15 protein-coding genes are annotated in these 16,290 nt (G+C 60.0%); 6 read left to right on the forward strand and 9 right to left on the reverse strand.

What is annotated here, in order from left to right:
• Window positions 1–71: 71 nt before the first annotated feature.
• From ACP7C6_RS27935 to ACP7C6_RS27945, 3 genes are read left to right on the forward strand one after another with little or no spacing between them, the layout of a single operon-like run.
• On the forward strand, window positions 72–851 hold the full coding sequence (locus ACP7C6_RS27935) for an endonuclease/exonuclease/phosphatase family protein (RefSeq protein ID WP_426109524.1): 780 nt from the start codon (window positions 72–74) through the stop codon (window positions 849–851).
• Window positions 848–2,110, forward strand: a complete 1,263-nt coding sequence (clsB, locus tag ACP7C6_RS27940; protein WP_068937047.1) for a cardiolipin synthase ClsB — start codon at window positions 848–850, stop codon at window positions 2,108–2,110. Before ACP7C6_RS27935 ends, clsB begins: the two co-directional genes overlap by 4 nt.
• Window positions 2,100–3,047 carry a lysylphosphatidylglycerol synthase domain-containing protein gene (locus tag ACP7C6_RS27945; protein WP_426109525.1) on the forward strand — a complete coding sequence of 316 codons (948 nt, stop codon included), beginning with the start codon at window positions 2,100–2,102 and terminating at the stop codon, window positions 3,045–3,047. The genes clsB and ACP7C6_RS27945 overlap by 11 nt, the downstream gene beginning before the upstream one ends.
• Window positions 3,048–3,052: 5 nt before the next feature.
• On the opposite strand, the gene ACP7C6_RS27950 is transcribed toward ACP7C6_RS27945, so the two are convergent.
• The 3 genes from ACP7C6_RS27950 to ACP7C6_RS27960 all read right to left on the reverse strand — a co-directional run bounded on the left by ACP7C6_RS27950 (window position 3,053) and on the right by ACP7C6_RS27960 (window position 6,038).
• Entirely contained in the window at window positions 3,053–3,808 is a 756-nt protein-coding gene (locus ACP7C6_RS27950; protein WP_426109526.1) for an alpha/beta hydrolase family protein, read from the reverse strand.
• Window positions 3,798–4,907: a DUF3182 family protein gene (locus ACP7C6_RS27955; RefSeq protein WP_308908046.1), complete on the reverse strand. Its 1,110-nt coding sequence runs from the start codon at window positions 4,905–4,907 to the stop codon at window positions 3,798–3,800. The genes ACP7C6_RS27950 and ACP7C6_RS27955 overlap by 11 nt, the downstream gene beginning before the upstream one ends.
• 171 nt (window positions 4,908–5,078) lie before the next feature.
• On the reverse strand, window positions 5,079–6,038 hold the full coding sequence (locus ACP7C6_RS27960; protein WP_311893747.1) for a GlxA family transcriptional regulator: 960 nt from the start codon (window positions 6,036–6,038) through the stop codon (window positions 5,079–5,081).
• Between the two features lie 96 nt (window positions 6,039–6,134).
• Between ACP7C6_RS27960 and ACP7C6_RS27965 the strand changes: the two genes are divergently transcribed.
• Entirely contained in the window at window positions 6,135–6,686 is a 552-nt protein-coding gene (locus ACP7C6_RS27965) for a cysteine hydrolase family protein (RefSeq protein WP_028618127.1), read from the forward strand.
• A 33-nt stretch (window positions 6,687–6,719) separates the two neighbouring features.
• Here the strand turns inward: ACP7C6_RS27965 and tam are convergent, their stop codons facing one another.
• The gene (gene tam / locus ACP7C6_RS27970; RefSeq protein WP_068937043.1) at window positions 6,720–7,481 is read right to left on the reverse strand and encodes a trans-aconitate 2-methyltransferase; all 762 of its coding nucleotides are present in this window, start codon (window positions 7,479–7,481) and stop codon (window positions 6,720–6,722) included.
• A gap of 101 nt (window positions 7,482–7,582) precedes the next feature.
• On the opposite strand from tam, the gene ACP7C6_RS27975 reads away from it, so the two are divergent.
• A complete protein-coding gene (locus tag ACP7C6_RS27975; protein ID WP_028618129.1) occupies window positions 7,583–8,503 on the forward strand; it encodes a LysR family transcriptional regulator in 921 nt (306 codons plus the stop codon).
• Window positions 8,504–8,560: 57 nt separating this feature from the next.
• On the opposite strand, the gene ACP7C6_RS27980 is transcribed toward ACP7C6_RS27975, so the two are convergent.
• Window positions 8,561–9,076, reverse strand: a complete 516-nt coding sequence (locus ACP7C6_RS27980; RefSeq protein ID WP_003232445.1) for a single-stranded DNA-binding protein — start codon at window positions 9,074–9,076, stop codon at window positions 8,561–8,563.
• Window positions 9,077–9,085: 9 nt separating this feature from the next.
• A complete protein-coding gene (locus tag ACP7C6_RS27985) occupies window positions 9,086–10,480 on the reverse strand; it encodes an MFS transporter (RefSeq protein WP_010206876.1) in 1,395 nt (464 codons plus the stop codon).
• A gap of 178 nt (window positions 10,481–10,658) precedes the next feature.
• Here ACP7C6_RS27985 and uvrA point away from each other — a divergent pair, with 178 nt between their 5' ends.
• Window positions 10,659–13,493 (forward strand): excinuclease ABC subunit UvrA, encoded by a 2,835-nt coding sequence (uvrA, locus tag ACP7C6_RS27990; RefSeq protein WP_426109527.1) that lies wholly within the window; start codon window positions 10,659–10,661, stop codon window positions 13,491–13,493.
• A 67-nt stretch (window positions 13,494–13,560) separates the two neighbouring features.
• Here the strand turns inward: uvrA and bfr are convergent, their stop codons facing one another.
• The 3 genes from bfr to rplQ all read right to left on the reverse strand — a co-directional run bounded on the left by bfr (window position 13,561) and on the right by rplQ (window position 16,254).
• Window positions 13,561–14,025, reverse strand: a complete 465-nt coding sequence (gene bfr, locus ACP7C6_RS27995; protein WP_003176400.1) for a bacterioferritin — start codon at window positions 14,023–14,025, stop codon at window positions 13,561–13,563.
• 155 nt (window positions 14,026–14,180) lie between these two features.
• Entirely contained in the window at window positions 14,181–15,629 is a 1,449-nt protein-coding gene (locus ACP7C6_RS28000) for a catalase (protein WP_068937817.1), read from the reverse strand.
• Window positions 15,630–15,867: 238 nt separating this feature from the next.
• Window positions 15,868–16,254 (reverse strand): 50S ribosomal protein L17, encoded by a 387-nt coding sequence (gene rplQ, locus ACP7C6_RS28005; protein ID WP_003176402.1) that lies wholly within the window; start codon window positions 16,252–16,254, stop codon window positions 15,868–15,870.
• Window positions 16,255–16,290: the final 36 nt, after the last annotated feature.

Raw genomic sequence — 16,290 nt, forward strand, 5'->3', positions numbered from 1 at the left:
AAACTTTCAGCCAAAAATCAGAGTCAGCCATAAACGGGGGCCAGGCCCCCACTTCTTTCACAGGAGCAATCATGGCTGCGATTCCCGACTGGGTGCCCATCACCCCCAGCGTCGCCATCACTCGCTTCACGGTGCTGACGGTCAATATCCACAAGGGCTTTACCGCCCTGAATCGACGTTTCATCCTGCCCGAGCTGCGTGAAGCGGTGCGCAGCGTGGGCGCGGATATGGTGTTTTTGCAGGAAATCCACGGCACCCACGAACGCCATCCACAGCGCTTCAGCGACTGGCCGAACATGCCGCAATACGAATTCCTCGCCGACAGCATCTGGCCGCAGTTCGCCTACGGCCGCAACGCGGTCTACCCCCACGGCGACCACGGCAACGCGCTGTTGTCGAAATTCCAGATCGTGCGCCACGACAACCTCGATATCTCCCAAAGCGGCCATGAAAACCGTGGCCTGCTGCATTGCGTGCTACGCCTGCCGGGCACCGGCCAGGAGATCCATGCGATCTGTATCCACCTCGGCTTGCGCGAGGTGCACCGCCAGCAGCAACTGCGCTTGATCGAGCAGCGCATCAGCGAGATCCCAGCCTACGCGCCGCTGGTGGTGGCCGGTGACTTCAACGATTGGCGCCAGAAGGCCGACCTGAGCAAGGCCGGTTTGAAGGAAGTGTTTATTGAATCCATGGGCAAACCCGCACGCACCTTCCCGGCGCGCCTGCCGTTGCTGCCGCTGGACCGGATTTATGTGCGCAATCTGAAGGTGCATAACCCTAGGGTGCTAACGACGCGGCCTTGGTCGCACCTGTCCGACCATGTGCCGCTGTCAGTGGAGGTCGAGCTATGAACGTGGCCGTGGAACATATCTCCACCGACCAGCCGCCGGACGAAGCCAAGGCCCGCGACCTGGACTACGGCTGGCAGCGTGGCAACCAGGTTGAGTTACTGGAGAACGGCGAGGCGTATTTTCCCAAGGTGTTCGAAGCCCTGCGCGCGGCCCGCCGGGAAATTCTGTTGGAGACCTTCATTCTTTTCGAAGACAAGGTGGGCCATGAGCTGCACGGCATCCTGATCGAGGCCGCGCAGCGTGGAGTCAAGGTGGTGGTGAGCCTCGATGGCTTTGGTTGCGGCGAACTGAGCCCGTCATTTCTGGGCGAGTTGGCGGACGCCGGCGTGACGGTGCAGATGTTTGACCCGGCGTCCAAGACCCTGGGCATTCGCACCAACTGGTTTCGTCGCCTGCACCGCAAGATTGTGGTGGTGGATGCGGAGGTGGCGTTTATCGGCGGGATCAACTTTTCCGCCGATCACCTGGGAGATTTCGGTCCCGAAGCCAAGCAGGACTACGCGGTGCAGGTGGTGGGTCCGGCCGTAGCAGACCTACATCATTTCGCTTTGGCGCAAAGTGGTCGCCAAGTCCGCACGCGACGGGGTTGGCGGCGGCGCCAGCAACGGCCTCCATTGTGGTCCACCGACCAGGGCGATGGCTTGGTGCGCTTGATTTACCGCGACAACGTGCAGCATCGCGATGACATTGAAGAAGCCTATATCCACGCGCTGAGCAAGGCGCAAACACGTGCGGTGATCGCCAACGCCTACTTCTTCCCCGGCTACCGCCTGCTGCGCGAAATCCGCAATGCCGCGCGCCGTGGCGTGCAGGTGCAACTGATCATGCAAGGCCAGCCCGATGTGCTGCTGGCCAAGCTGGCGGCGCGGATGCTCTACGACTATCTGCTCAAAGATGGCGTAGTGATCCACGAATACTGCCAGCGCCCGCTGCACGGCAAAGTCGCGTTGGTGGATGACGAATGGAGCACCGTGGGTTCGAGCAACCTGGACCCGTTGAGCCTGTCGCTGAACCTGGAAGCCAATGTGTTGATTCGTGACCGCGCGTTCAATCAACAACTTTACGAACGCCTGGAAACACTCGCCAAAGACCACTGCCAGACCATGCCGGAGAACCGCAAGCCGCGCCTGTGGCTGTGGCGGTTGACCGTGGGTTTCCTGGTGTTTCATGTGATGCGCCACTTCCCGGCCTTGACGGGATGGTTGCCGGCGCACAAGCCACGGTTGAAACCCATCGAGAGCCAGTCCAATGACCGCTGAATCCCGATTCAAGCGCTGGAAGAAACCGCTGACCATCGCCTTCTTCCTGATGCTGATCGTGCTGTTCACCCTGCTCGCTCGGCGTATCGATTGGAGCGAAGTGGTGCAGACCCTGGGCGACTTCAAGGTGCGCACACTGGTGATCGCAGGCGCGCTGACGCTGTGCAGTTTTCTGGTGTACGCCAGCTTCGACTTGATCGGCCGCACCTACATTCGCCAGAACCTGGTGTGGAAGCAGATCCTGCCAGTGGGCATCATCAGCTACGCCTTCAACCTCAACCTGAGCGCGTGGGTCGGCGGCATCGCCATGCGTTATCGGCTGTATTCGCGCTTGGGGGTGAGTACCGGCAATATCGCCAAGATCCTCGGCCTGAGCCTAGCCACCAATTGGTTTGGCTACATGGCGATTGCCGGGGTGGTGTTCAGCAGCGGTTTGGTGACCATGCCGCCGGGGTGGAAGGTCAGCACCACGGCCTTGCAGGGCATTGGCGCGTTGTTGGTACTGGCCAGCCTGGGTTATCTGGTGGCCTGCCAGTTTTCGAAGAAACGTGCGTGGACGATTCGCGGCATGGAAATCAACCTGCCGTCGGTGCGCATGGCGTGCTTGCAGTTGCTGCTGGGCGCGTTGAATTGGTCGCTGATGGCGGCGGTGATTTTTACCCTGTTGCCGGCCAAGCTGGACTATCCGCTGGTGCTGGGCGTGTTATTGATCAGCGCGATTGCCGGAGTGCTCACCCACATTCCGGCCGGGCTGGGCGTGCTGGAGGCGGTGTTTATTGCGCTGTTGCAGCATGAGGCGTCGCGGGGCAGTTTGCTTGCCGGGCTGATCGCGTATCGGGCGATTTACTTCATCTTGCCGTTGCTGATCGCGCTAGTGATGTACCTGGGCGTGGAGGCCAAGGCGAAGGCGTTGCGGGTGAAGAAGACACCCGCCTGAACGCTTTAACGGGACTGAATGATGCTCAACCGCTCGCCCACCACCATCTCGGTGATCCAGTCCACCAGGATTGAGGTGTAAGCCTGCTGGGAGACTGGGTCGCTGAGGGAATGGTCGGCGCCGTCGATGATTCGGTGGGTCAGGGAGTGGGTCTGCTGGCACGCCGCGCGGTAGCTCATGATGGTGGCATGGGGCACGTGGTCATCGGTTTCCGATTCGACGATCAGCACATCACCGGTAAACGCCGAACACGCATGCAAGGCGCGATTGGTTTCGGCGTGGACCAACGTGCTGCGGTAGTCCATCAGGTCAGCCTTATCCAGTTCACGCTTGGGCTTGAGCCATTCCTGGTCGCGATACAGCGCCGGCACGCGCAGTGCCAGCCAGCGCACCGGGCGCAATGAGGTGAGAATCGCCGCGAGGTAGCCGCCGTAACTGGTACCCACCACTGCCACTGCCGAGGTGTCGATCGCCGGGTGGGACAGCAGTCGGTCATAGGCCGCCATCAGGTCGCGCAGGTTGTCTTCGCGGGTGACGCGGGACAATGGAATACCGGTGCCGGCGTGCCCGCGCAGATCGAAGGTCAGGCATACACAGCCCAAGCCGGCGATGCCTTTGGCCCGCTCGAGGTCTCGCTCCTGGCTGCCGCCCCAGCCGTGCACAAACAACACGCCGGGGACTTTGGATTTGGGGCTCAGGAAGGTGCCGCTCATCTGTTCGTCGTCGATATCGATCGCAATGCTTTCACTTCTAGCCGTCATAAGAGGTAACCGTCACGTACTTGAGAAGAAACTCGCTGCTTTGCGCCGGGCCGCGATACACCTCGATGGCATTGGCCGGCAGCGGTTGGTCCACATAGGTTTCCACCGAGGACACATGGATCGCACGCAGGCCAGGGTTGTTGATAAAACTTTGCAGCGCTGCGACTTCCGCGCTACTGGCCCCGCCCATGCGCCAGGATTGTTCGAGCACGCCGCTGCGGCGTTGGCCATTACTGTCCAGGCCTTGCGCGATGTCGTAATTACGCCGCGAGGCATAAAAGCCGGGGTAGGCCTCATCGGCGGCCGTGTCGAACACCTGGGCTTGTTCGATGGCTTCGCGTACGTCGTCGGCCAGTTCGAGTTGCAACAGGTCTTCGTAATAGCCGGGCACGACCAGCAGGTTGGAACCGCCGTAGACCTCTTCGCCCTGCCCGTCTTTCGTCAGGTATTGCTCGCCGCAGTAGCTGAACACGTGGTCGCCGATAAAACTTTGGCCAACGCTGTGAGTGACCACATCGTGCAGATCCTGCTCCAGAACAACCCCTTCGTTGAAGAGTTTTGCGGCCTCGGATCGCGCCAGCACGGCCTCGAATTCATCCAGGCTGTGGATAACTTCCTGGCCTCGGCCCGCGCAGGCGTGCACGGGTTTCAAGCGGATGGGGCCGCTGTGGAGCAAGCGTGTGGCGGCGAGCCGCGCGTCTTCCAGTGCGAAGACGCTCAAGCCGTCCAGCACGACATTGCGTACACGCTCGCAGAACAACGCCGACCAACCTTCCGGCGCTTTAGCGTCAGGGCCGAGCAAGCCATGACTGATGGCCTTGGTGCAAATAAAGTCGTGGTCGACGTAACCGCCCCACAAATCCTCCGGGCCTTTGATATTCAGCGCTCGCGCCTGGGCCTGACCGACCAGGGTTTGTGTGGGCAGCAGGTACAGCGCCCGCCCCGCGTGCAGATCAGGGTCGTAGCTGCCGCCGAATTTGAGCCCGAGAATCTGCGCCAACCAGCGCGCCAGGGCGCGGTTGGTTTCGACCTCATGTAGCGGCGCCCCCTCACGTGTGGAGTGAGCTACCACCAGCTTCTTGCGTTGAGTCGGGGTCATGCGTCCCCCTTGGCCATCCCGCCATGTGTGTAGACGGAACGTTGCAGAGATCAAGCCAAGGCGCGTTCGCACGGGATTGCATTCAAATCAACCAGTTGCCGAAAAACCGATGGCAGTTGGCCTGTTTTATTCTGCACGACGACGCGTTAACGCGGCGGCGTTCTGCACGATTCACACGCCGAAACGGCTGCGGTAGTCGCTGGGCGAAAGGCCGGTGATCTTCTTGAAGGTGGCGCGAAAGGCACCGGGGTCCTGGTAACCCACGGTCCATGCGATATGGTCGATGGTGCCGTTGGTAAACTCCAGCATCTGCCGCGCCTTGCCCACACGCAAGTGCTGACAGTACTCGGTGGGTTTCAAGCCCGTCGCGTTGCGAAAGCGCCGCAGGAAAGTGCGCTCTTCCAAACCCGCTTCCTGGGCCATTGCCGTAAGGGAAACATCCACCGCGCCACTGGCTTGAAGCCAGTGCTGAACCCTGAGGATGGCCGCGTCGCCGTGGCCGAGTATCGGCGCGAAGTTGCTGCCGCATTGGCTGGCGCTGTCACTGTGCTCGATCACCAGGAAACGCGCGGTATCGGCCGCGATGCTCGGGCCCATCAGGCGATCGACCAGGCGCAGGCCGAGTTCGGACCAGGCCATCAAGCCGGCGGTGGTGATCAGGTCGCCGTCATCGACGATGGGCTTATCCGCCTCCAGGCGCACCGCCGGGTAACGGGCCGCGAAGGATTTGGCGGAAGACCAGTGCGTCGTGGCACTGCGTCCGTCGAGCAACCCGCTGCGCGCCAGCATGATCGAGCCAATGCACACACCGCCCAGTACCATGCCTGCCGCGTGTTGCTGGCGGATCCATTCCAGTAGCGCGGGCGGCGCCTGGTCTTCGGTGAATTCACCGATCGACGGCGGCACCAATACGGCCATCATCGGCTGGTCAGGGCCGGGATGGCTGCTGAATACGCGCGCCGGTTTGCCGGTAACATCCACCTGCCAATGGCTGACCCGCAGCAACGGCAATTGCGCGGACTGATGCTCGGCGGCGATGCGGTTAGCCACGCCGAACAAGTCGGTCAAGCCATGCACGGCCGCCAACTGCGCACCTTGGTAGATCAACACGCCCAGCTCGACGACCGCCATTGTCAGTTTTCCCCCTGTTATTGTCGGTGCAGCCAATCCCCGGTGCAGGCGCCAGCTAAGATACTGGGCCCATCAACCCATCACGAGGCAATACACATGGCCAAGCAAGCGCTCATCCTAATCGATATCCAGAACGACTACTTCCCTCAGGGCAAGTGGCCACTCGACGGCGTGGACGCCGCAGCAGACAAGGCCGCGCAGGTGCTGCAGGCGTTTCGCCAGGCGGGTGATGCGGTGATTCATGTGCGTCACGAGTTCACCTCCGAGGACGCGCCATTCTTCACGCCGGGTTCCGAGGGTGCGCACCTGCACAGCAAAGTGCTGAACGAAGGCAATGAGCCGGTGGTGCTTAAACACTTTGTGAATGCGTTTCGCGAAACCAACCTGCGCGCACTGCTGGAACAACGCAGCATCACGGACCTGGTGGTGGTCGGTAGCATGAGCCATATGTGCATCGACGCGGTGGTACGTGCAGCAGCGGACCTGGGCTATAAGGTCACGCTGATCCATGACGCCTGCGCCACGCGGGATCTGGAGTTCAATGGCAAGGTGATCCCGGCTGCTCAGGTGCATGACGCTTACATGGCATCACTGGCGTTCGGCTACGCAACCGTAGTATCGACCGATGAGTTCCTCGCCCCCGTGTAGGAGCCGGCTTGCCGTCGATAGCGTCACCACGGCCTACGCAGTGGCAATGATGAACAGGCGCGGAAACGGCAGCAACACCGTGCCATCAGCTAGGGCTGGATAGGCCTGTGTAATCCGCGCCTGGTATTCCTGCAGGAAGGCGGCTTTTTCGCTGTCGGTCAAAGGCGCGAGGAACGGTCTCAGCGCCGATGCCTTGAACCACTCCACCACGGCTGCGTGATCCACCAGCGGGTGCTGATAGGTGGTGCGCCACACATCGACCGTACTGCAATGCTTGCTCAGCAGTTCGTAGTAGTAGCTCGCGGTGTGGCGCTCGTTGTGTTTGACCGTTCCGATCTTGGCCGACCATGGACCCTCTGCCGCGACTTCGCGGGCAAGCCGGTGGGCGGGCTCATCGAGGTTGTCCGGGGTTTGCACCGCTAGCGTACCGCCGGGCGTCAGTTGGTGGACCAAGTGGGGGTAAAGCGTGGCGTGGTCCGGTAGCCATTGCAGGGACGCGTTGGCCAGGATCACATCGAATGCTTGCGCCGGGTTCCAGGCGCCGATATCCGCCAACTCGAAGTTCAGCGCCGGCAGCCGCTTGCGGGCGTCGGCCAGCATGTCGTCGGAGCTGTCCATGCCCGTGACGTGGGCTTGCGGGAAGCGTTCGGCCAGCACCTCGGTGGAGTTGCCGGGGCCGCAGCCCAGGTCCACGGCGGTGCGGACGTCAGTGTTTGGAATGGCCGCCACCAGGTCGCGAACGGGACGGGTGCGCTGCTGTTCAAACATCGTGTATTGCTTGGCAGACCAGGTCATCACGGCTTTCCTTCTTTTTGAGGTTGGCCACAGCGTAAATCTTGTGAGCCATGAGAACAAATGCCAGGATTGAAGCCCTCCCATACCTGAAAAGTATTCCTATGCTGGAGCTTCGCCAACTCAAGGCCTTCGTTGCCATCGCTGAAGAAGGCTACATCACCCGCGCGGCGGAACGCCTGGGCATGCAGCAGCCCCCGTTGACGCGGATGTTGCAAAACCTTGAGGCCGAGTTGGGCGTGGTGTTGATGGAGCGCCTGCCCCGTGGTGTACGCCCCACCACCGCCGGGCTCGCGTTGCTGGATGAAGCCCGGGAGATCCTTGCGCACGCTGAAGGGATTGCAGAGGTGGTACGCCGTGCCGCACGCGGTGAACGTGGGCGCCTGGCGATCGGCTTCACCAGTTCGGCGGCGCTGCATCCTTTTGTGCCGAGTGTGCTGCGGCTGTTTCGCGAAACCTTTGTCGGCGTCACAGTGGTGCTGGAGGAAGCTGGCACCGGCGAACTGCTGGATGCCTTGGTACACGAAAAACTCGACGCGGCGTTTATCCGCTCGCCTCTCAGTGGGACTCAGTCGCTGCAGGACGAACCTATTCTGGTGGAACCGATGCTGCTGGCGCTGCCCACCGAGCATCCGCTGGCGCTTGATGCAGGCTCTCCCCTACCCTTGAAGGCACTGGCGACCGAATCCTTCGTGCTCTATCGCCGTCGCGTGGGGTTGGGGTTGTATGACGCGATTCTGGTGGCGTGTCGTGAAGCGGGGTTCAGCCCGCAGGTGGTCCAGGAAGCACCGCGCATGACGGCGACATTGAGCCTGGTGGCGGCAGGACTTGGTGTGTCCATCGTGCCAGCGTCGATGCAGCGGCTGCGCGGGGACGGCATCGTGTATCGGGAGCTGACGGAGTGCCAGAGCCTGGTGGCGCCACTGCATTTGGCGACGCGTATCGATGACGGTTCGGCCGTGTTAGGCCGGTTCAAGGATATGGTTGTCATCGCCGCTTCGACTGACGCTGATCACGGCCAATAAAAAACCCCCGAGGCCTGAGCCAAACGGGGGTTTTGCGTGTTCCGGACTTTAGAGTCCTCAGAACGGGATATCGTCATCAAAGCTGTCGAAATCCGGAGCCGGCTGCGGAGCGGCCTGCTGTGGCGCTGGACGCGACTCACGCTGTGGCTGCTGGCTTGGCTGTGGACGCGACTGCTGTGGACGCGGTGCCGAGTTGGACATGCCGCCCTGGCCCTGTTGGTCGCCCTGTGGACGGCCGCCCAGCAGTTGCATGGTGCCTTGCATGTCGACCACGATTTCAGTGGTGTAACGCTTGATGCCGTCTTTTTCCCACTCGCGGGTTTGCAACTTGCCTTCGATGTACACCTGCGAACCTTTACGCAGGTACTCACCAGCGATCTCAGCAACCTTGCCGAACATCGACACACGGTGCCATTCAGTTTTCTCGACCTTCTGGCCGGTCTGCTTGTCGGTCCACTGTTCGCTGGTCGCCAGACTCAGGTTGGTCACGGCGTTACCGTTAGGCAAGTAGCGAACCTCGGGATCCTGGCCGCATGTACCGACCAATATGACTTTGTTAACCCCACGGGCCATAACGTTCTCCTAGGCTGGGCGCGCTGTCGGCACTGGGTTGACCAGTTGCTCGAGCGTCGCGCGATCCAATAATTCGGTGTCCAATTTGATGTAAATGGCCGCTTCTTCCGCGACCACGACTGCATCTGTTACCCCTACGACTGCCTTGAGGCGCTCTACCAGACCACTTTCGCGGATCGCCTCAGGCGATAGCGGCAAACGCAGGCTCGTGACGTAGGGAGGTTCGCGCATGGTAACAGCAAAGGCCAGCCAAAGTGCAGCCAGCCCGGCGCATCCAAGGAACACAACCGACAAACCGCCATGCTGGAACATCCAGCCCCCCATGATGCCGCCCAGTGCAGAACCGAGGAACTGGCTGGTGGAATACACCCCCATCGCCGTGCCCTTGCCGCCAGCGGGTGAAACTTTACTGATCAGCGAAGGCAATGAAGCCTCCAGCAGGTTGAACGCGGTGAAGAACACCACCGTGCCGATTACCAGCGCCCGCAGGCTGTCGCCGAACTGCCAGAAGAATAGCTCAGTGAGCATCAGCGTCGTGACGGCGCCGAGCAGGATTCGTTTCATTTTGCGTTTTTTCTCGCCATAGATGATGAACGGGATCATGGCGAAGAACGAAATCAGCAGCGCAGTGAGGTAGACCCACCAGTGCTGCTCCTTGGGCAGGCCGGCTTTTTCAACCAGCGCCAGGGGCAAGGCGACGAAGCTGCACATCAGCATCGCGTGTAATACGAAGATACCTAAATCCAGGCGCAGCAGGTCAGGATGCTTGAGCGTCGGCAAGAGCGCCTTGCGTGCGACGCCCGACTCGCGATGCTGCAGCGTGCCGGTGGAGCGCGGCACCATAAAGGCAACGATCACGATGCCAAACAGCGCCATACCGCCGGTGGCAAGGAATAGGCCATGCAAGCCGAACGCACGGGTCAGCAAGGGACCGACCACCATGGCCACGGCAAACGACAGACCGATAGTCATGCCGATCATGGCCATGGCTTTCGTGCGATGTTGTTCGCGGGTCAGGTCCGATAACAAGGCCATCACCGCTGCGGAAATCGCGCCGGCGCCTTGCAGGATCCGTCCGGCAATCACACCCCAGATAGAGTCGGATTGGGCCGCGAGCACGCTGCCGAGGGCGAACACGATCAGCCCGAGGTAGATCACCGGACGACGGCCAATGCGGTCGGAAATGATCCCGAACGGAATCTGGAAAATCGCCTGGGTCAGGCCATAGGCGCCAATGGCCAGGCCGATCAATGCGGGGGTCGCGCCTGCGAGATCCATTCCATAGGTCGCCAGCACCGGCAACACCATAAACATGCCCAGCATACGGAAGGCGAACACCAGGGCCAGACCGCTTGCCGCTCGGGTCTCGCCGCTACTCATGCGTTCGCTGTGGGGATCGTGCATGGAAAAACCTCGTGTGAACCGGCGGCGATTCTACCAGTCCCATCGATTGAGAGGGTATATGCGGCGGTTTGCCGCGCAGCTTTCATCTAAGGCTGCAAGCGGCCTTTTGACAGTGTATATTCATCCAGTCTTTAGCCGTATACTCCGGCATTATTCACGCCCGCCGTGCGAGGCCATCTTGGACAAGATCCTGATTCGTGGGGCTAGAACCCACAACCTGAAGAACATCGACCTGACCCTGCCCAGGGACAAACTGATCGTCATCACCGGCTTGTCCGGGTCCGGCAAATCGTCCCTGGCGTTCGACACGCTGTATGCCGAAGGCCAGCGTCGCTATGTGGAATCGCTGTCGGCCTACGCCCGCCAGTTCCTGTCGATGATGGAAAAACCCGACGTCGACACCATTGAAGGCCTGTCGCCAGCGATCTCCATCGAACAGAAATCGACCTCCCATAACCCGCGCTCCACCGTGGGCACCATTACCGAAATCTACGATTACCTGCGCCTGCTGTATGCACGCGTGGGTATTCCGCGTTGCCCGGACCACGACATTCCCCTGGAAGCCCAGACCGTCAGCCAGATGGTCGACCTGGTGCTGGCCCAGCCGGAGGGCGCCAAGCTGATGCTGTTGGCGCCAGTGATCCGTGAGCGCAAGGGTGAACACCTTTCCGTCTTCGAAGAACTGCGGGCCCAGGGTTTTGTGCGCGCACGCATCAACGGCAAGCTGTATGAGCTGGATGAAGCGCCGAAGCTCGACAAGCAAAAGAAGCATACGATTGATGTAGTAGTCGACCGCTTCAAGGTGCGCGCCGACCTGCAGCAGCGCCTTGCGGAATCCTTCGAAACCGCGTTGAAGCTGGCCGACGGCATTGCATTGGTTGCACCGATGGACGACGAGCCGGGCGAAGAGATCATCTTCTCCGCGCGCTTTGCCTGCCCGATTTGCGGCCATGCAATCAGCGAGCTGGAACCCAAGCTGTTCTCCTTCAACAACCCGGCCGGCGCCTGCCCGACTTGCGATGGCCTGGGCGTGAAGCAGTTCTTTGACATCAAGCGCTTGGTCAATGGCGACCTGACGCTGGCGGAGGGCGCGATACGCGGCTGGGACCGGCGCAACGTCTATTACTTCCAGATGCTCGGGTCGTTGGCCTCGCATTACAAGTTCAGCCTGGAAGTGCCGTTCAACCAACTGCCGGCGGATCAGCAGAAGGTCATCCTGCATGGCAGCGGCTCGCAGAACGTCGACTTCAAATACCTGAACGACCGTGGCGATATCGTCAAGCGCTCCCATCCTTTCGAAGGCATTGTGCCAAACCTGGAGCGTCGCTACCGCGAGACCGAATCGGCCAGCGTGCGCGAAGAGCTGGCGAAATTCCTCAGCACCCAGCCGTGCCCGGATTGCCGTGGTACTCGCCTGCGTCGCGAGGCGCGGCATGTGTGGGTGGGCGAGAAGACACTACCGGCGGTGACCAACCTGCCAATCGGCGATGCCTGTGAGTACTTTGGTGTGCTCAAGCTGACCGGTCGCCGTGGCGAAATCGCTGACAAGATCCTCAAGGAAATCCGCGAGCGCTTGCAGTTCCTGGTCAACGTTGGCTTGGATTACCTGTCGCTGGATCGCAGTGCCGACACCTTGTCCGGCGGTGAAGCCCAGCGGATTCGCCTGGCCAGCCAGATTGGTGCTGGCCTTGTGGGTGTGTTGTACATCCTCGATGAACCGTCGATTGGCTTGCACCAGCGCGACAACGATCGCCTGCTGGGCACCTTGAAACACCTGCGGGATATCGGCAATACGGTGATCGTGGTCGAGCACGATGAAGATGCAATCCGCCTGGCGGATTATGTGGTCGACATTGGCCCGGGGGCGGGTGTGCATGGCGGGCATATAGTCGCTGAAGGCACGCCGGCCGAAGTCATGGCTCATCCGGACTCACTGACCGGCAAATACTTGTCTGGTCGTGTGAAGATTGCAGTGCCGGCCAAACGCACGCCACGTAACAAGAAGCTGGCGTTGCACCTTAAGGGCGCGCGTGGCAACAACTTGCGCAATGTCGACCTGGAAATTCCACTGGGTCTGCTGACCTGCGTGACTGGTGTTTCCGGCTCGGGTAAATCGACGCTGATCAACAATACGTTGTTCCCCTTGAGTGCCACCGCCCTGAACGGCGCGACCACCCTGGAAGCCGCTGCTCACGACAGCATCAAGGGACTGGAACACCTGGACAAGGTGGTCGATATTGATCAAAGCCCCATTGGTCGTACACCGCGCTCCAACCCGGCGACCTACACCGGCTTGTTCACGCCCATCCGTGAGCTCTTTGCCGGGGTTCCGGAATCCCGCTCACGGGGTTACGGGCCGGGCCGGTTCTCGTTCAACGTCAAGGGCGGGCGCTGTGAAGCGTGCCAGGGCGATGGCCTGATCAAGGTGGAAATGCACTTCCTGCCAGACATCTACGTGCCGTGCGATGTATGCAAGAGCAAGCGCTACAACCGCGAAACCTTGGAGATCAAGTACAAGGGCAAGAGCATCCACGAAACCCTGGAGATGACCATCGAAGAAGCACGCGTGTTCTTCGACGCGGTCCCGGCGTTGGCGCGCAAGCTGCAGACGCTGATGGACGTGGGCTTGTCGTACATCAAGCTGGGGCAGTCGGCGACCACGCTGTCAGGTGGTGAGGCGCAGCGGGTGAAGTTGTCTCGCGAGCTGTCCAAGCGCGATACCGGCAAGACCCTGTACATCCTCGATGAGCCGACCACCGGCCTGCACTTCGCGGACATCCAGCAACTGCTGGACGTGCTGCACCGCTTGCGCGACCACGGCAACACCGTGGTGGTGATCGAGCACAACCTTGATGTGATCAAGACGGCAGATTGGCTGGTAGACCTGGGGCCGGAAGGTGGCTCCAAAGGTGGCCAGATCATTGCCGTGGGGACGCCGGAGCAAGTCTCCGAAATGCCGCAGTCGCACACCGGTTACTACTTGAAACCGTTGTTGGAACGCGACCGGGCCTGACTTTTTCGGGCCCAAAGAAAAGCCCCTGTCACTTTGCGGTGACAGGGGCTTTTTTTGTAGCCGGGAATCAGAACTGCGATTGCAGGTAATTCTCCAGGCCAATCAGCTTGATCAGGCCCAACTGCTTTTCGAGCCAGTAGGTGTGATCTTCTTCGGTGTCATTCAACTGTACCCGCAGGATTTCCCGGGTGACATAGTCGTTGTGCTGCTCACAGAGCTCGATGCCTTTGCAGAGCGCGGCACGGACCTTGTACTCGAGGCGCAGGTCGGCAGCGAGCATGTCAGGCACCGTGGTACCCACATCCAGATCATCAGGACGCATACGCGGAGTGCCTTCGAGCATGAGGATACGGCGCATCAGTGCGTCGGCGTGCTGTGCCTCTTCTTCCATCTCGTGGTTGATACGTTCGTAGAGCTCGGTAAAGCCCCAGTCTTCGTACATGCGCGAATGGATGAAATATTGGTCACGAGCAGCCAGTTCGCCCGTCAGCAACGTGTTGAGGTAATCGATTACGTCGGGGTGACCTTGCATCGCCCTACATCTCCCTGCTTGAAAGTCTGTAGTTTGAACCATGATGACTTGAAGGTCACGGGATCGACGGCAGAAAAGTGATGTTTTTCGGAGAAAAGTAGCTGAAATAACGCAAAAACCGCCCAAATGAGGGCGGTTCTGCTTATCGTTTAGAGTCAGTTAAGCGATACACCCAACGCCTTTGCGATTGCTTCTCCATAAGCCGGATCGGCCTTGTAGAAGTGCTGCAGTTGGCGCTGAACCACATCACTGGAAACGCCACCCATCGCGCCGGCAATGTTGTTGGTGAGCAAGGCCTTCTGCTCATCGTTCATCAAGCGGAACAGCGCACCGGCATGGCTGTAGTAATCCGTGTCTTCACGGTGATCGTAACGGTCAGCTGCGCCACTCAGGGCCAATGCAGGCTCCGCATACTGCGGTGCTTGCTTTGGTGCATCGGTGTAGCTGTTTGGCTCATAGTTAGGCGCTGCGCCGCCATTGCTGCCGAAGGCCATCGAACCATCGCGCTGGTAGCTATTCACCTGGTTACGCGGCGCGTTCACCGGCAGTTGCTGGTGATTAGTGCCAACACGATAGCGATGCGCATCAGCGTAAGCGAACACACGACCTTGAAGCATGCGGTCTGGCGACAGACCAACACCAGGAACCATGTTGCTTGGGCCGAATGCAGCTTGTTCCACTTCAGCGAAGTAGTTCTGCGGATTGCGGTTCAGTTCCAACTCGCCGACTTCGATCAACGGGAATTCCTTCTGCGACCAGGTTTTGGTCACATCGAAAGGGTTCTCGTAATGAGCGTTGGCCTGGGCCTCGGTCATGATTTGGATGCATACGCGCCATTTCGGGAAATCACCGCGCTCGATCGCGCCAAACAGATCACGCTGGGCGTAATCAGGGTCAGTACCAGCCAGGCGAGCAGCTTCAGCCGGCGCCAGGTTCTTGATGCCCTGCTTGGTCTTGTAGTGCCACTTCACCCAGTGACGCTCACCCTTGGCGTTGATCAGGCTGTAGGTGTGACTGCCGAAGCCGTGCATGTGACGGTAGCCGTCAGGGATGCCACGGTCCGAGAACAGGATAGTGACCTGGTGCAGCGCCTCAGGGGAGTGCGACCAGAAATCCCACATCATTTGCGCGCTTTTCAGATTGCTTTGCGGCAAGCGTTTCTGTGTGTGGATGAAATCCGGGAACTTCAAAGGATCGCGAATAAAGAACACAGGGGTGTTGTTACCCACGATGTCCCAGTTGCCCTCTTCGGTATAGAACTTCAAGGCAAAACCACGTGGGTCGCGCTCGGTATCAGCCGAACCACGCTCACCGCCAACGGTGGAAAACCGCAGGAAGGTAGGGGTTTGCTTGCCAACGGACTCGAACAGCTTGGCGCTGGTGTATTGCGTGATGTCTGTAGTGACCGTGAAAGTACCGTAAGCCCCCGAACCCTTGGCGTGCACACGACGCTCAGGAATGTTTTCACGGTTGAAGTGAGCGAGCTTCTCGATCAGGTGAAAATCGTCGAGCAGCAATGGGCCCCGCGGGCCGGCGGAACGGGAATTCTGGTTGTCCGCAACGGGGGCGCCGCTGGCGGTGGTAAGGATTTTATTCTGGCTCATGCACAATTTCCCTCAGGTCGGACTTGGAACTGCCGGCTAATCGGCTTGGAAGGAGTATTGATCATCAACATGACACCTACAAATTCATTAAATTGTAGGCGTCGATAGATATTTCCTACCGAACACTCCTTCTCCCATAGTGCCAAGCACAATCCTCGGAAGCTTGTATTGAACACGCTTTTATCACAGGCACAAAAAACCGGGCACTAGGCCCGGTTCTTCGATACAGCTTGTCGTCTTACTCGGCGCTTACAGCTTCGCCGGCAGTAGCACGATCAACCAACTCGACGTACGCCATAGGCGCGTTGTCGCCAGCGCGGAAACCGCACTTGAGGATGCGCAGGTAGCCACCCTCACGGGTAGCGTAACGCTTGCCCAGGTCGTTGAAGAGCTTACCAACGATAGCTTTCGAACGAGTACGGTCGAAAGCCAGACGGCGGTTAGCCAGGCTGTCTGTCTTGGCCAAAGTAATCAGCGGCTCAGCAACGCGACGCAGTTCTTTAGCTTTCGGCAGTGTAGTTTTGATCAGCTCGTGCTCGAACAGCGACACCGCCATGTTTTGGAACATGGCCTTGCGGTGCGAGCTGGTACGGCTCAGGTGACGACCACTTTTACGATGACGCATGGTTCATTCCTTACCAAACTCACGTTCGGTGATTAC

This window comes from Pseudomonas sp. TWR1-1-4 (assembly GCF_049897165.1).
Taxonomy (GTDB): domain Bacteria; phylum Pseudomonadota; class Gammaproteobacteria; order Pseudomonadales; family Pseudomonadaceae; genus Aquipseudomonas; species Aquipseudomonas canadensis.

Bases quoted from the DNA above. Each gene is read 5' to 3' on its own strand.
- ACP7C6_RS27980 (WP_003232445.1), bottom strand. From the start codon at position 9,076: ATGGCCCGTGGGGTTAACAAAGTCATATTGGTCGGTACATGCGGCCAG.
- ACP7C6_RS27985 (WP_010206876.1), bottom strand. From the start codon at position 10,480: ATGCACGATCCCCACAGCGAACGCATGAGTAGCGGCGAGACCCGAGCG.
- ACP7C6_RS27955 (WP_308908046.1), bottom strand. From the start codon at position 4,907: ATGACCCCGACTCAACGCAAGAAGCTGGTGGTAGCTCACTCCACACGT.
- clsB (WP_068937047.1), top strand. From the start codon at position 848: ATGAACGTGGCCGTGGAACATATCTCCACCGACCAGCCGCCGGACGAA.
- ACP7C6_RS27975 (WP_028618129.1), top strand. From the start codon at position 7,583: ATGCTGGAGCTTCGCCAACTCAAGGCCTTCGTTGCCATCGCTGAAGAA.
- ACP7C6_RS28000 (WP_068937817.1), bottom strand. From the start codon at position 15,629: ATGAGCCAGAATAAAATCCTTACCACCGCCAGCGGCGCCCCCGTTGCG.
- rplQ (WP_003176402.1), bottom strand. From the start codon at position 16,254: ATGCGTCATCGTAAAAGTGGTCGTCACCTGAGCCGTACCAGCTCGCAC.
- ACP7C6_RS27935 (WP_426109524.1), top strand. From the start codon at position 72: ATGGCTGCGATTCCCGACTGGGTGCCCATCACCCCCAGCGTCGCCATC.
- ACP7C6_RS27960 (WP_311893747.1), bottom strand. From the start codon at position 6,038: ATGGCGGTCGTCGAGCTGGGCGTGTTGATCTACCAAGGTGCGCAGTTG.
- bfr (WP_003176400.1), bottom strand. From the start codon at position 14,025: ATGCAAGGTCACCCCGACGTAATCGATTACCTCAACACGTTGCTGACG.
- ACP7C6_RS27945 (WP_426109525.1), top strand. From the start codon at position 2,100: ATGACCGCTGAATCCCGATTCAAGCGCTGGAAGAAACCGCTGACCATC.
- ACP7C6_RS27965 (WP_028618127.1), top strand. From the start codon at position 6,135: ATGGCCAAGCAAGCGCTCATCCTAATCGATATCCAGAACGACTACTTC.
- ACP7C6_RS27950 (WP_426109526.1), bottom strand. From the start codon at position 3,808: ATGACGGCTAGAAGTGAAAGCATTGCGATCGATATCGACGACGAACAG.
- tam (WP_068937043.1), bottom strand. From the start codon at position 7,481: ATGACCTGGTCTGCCAAGCAATACACGATGTTTGAACAGCAGCGCACC.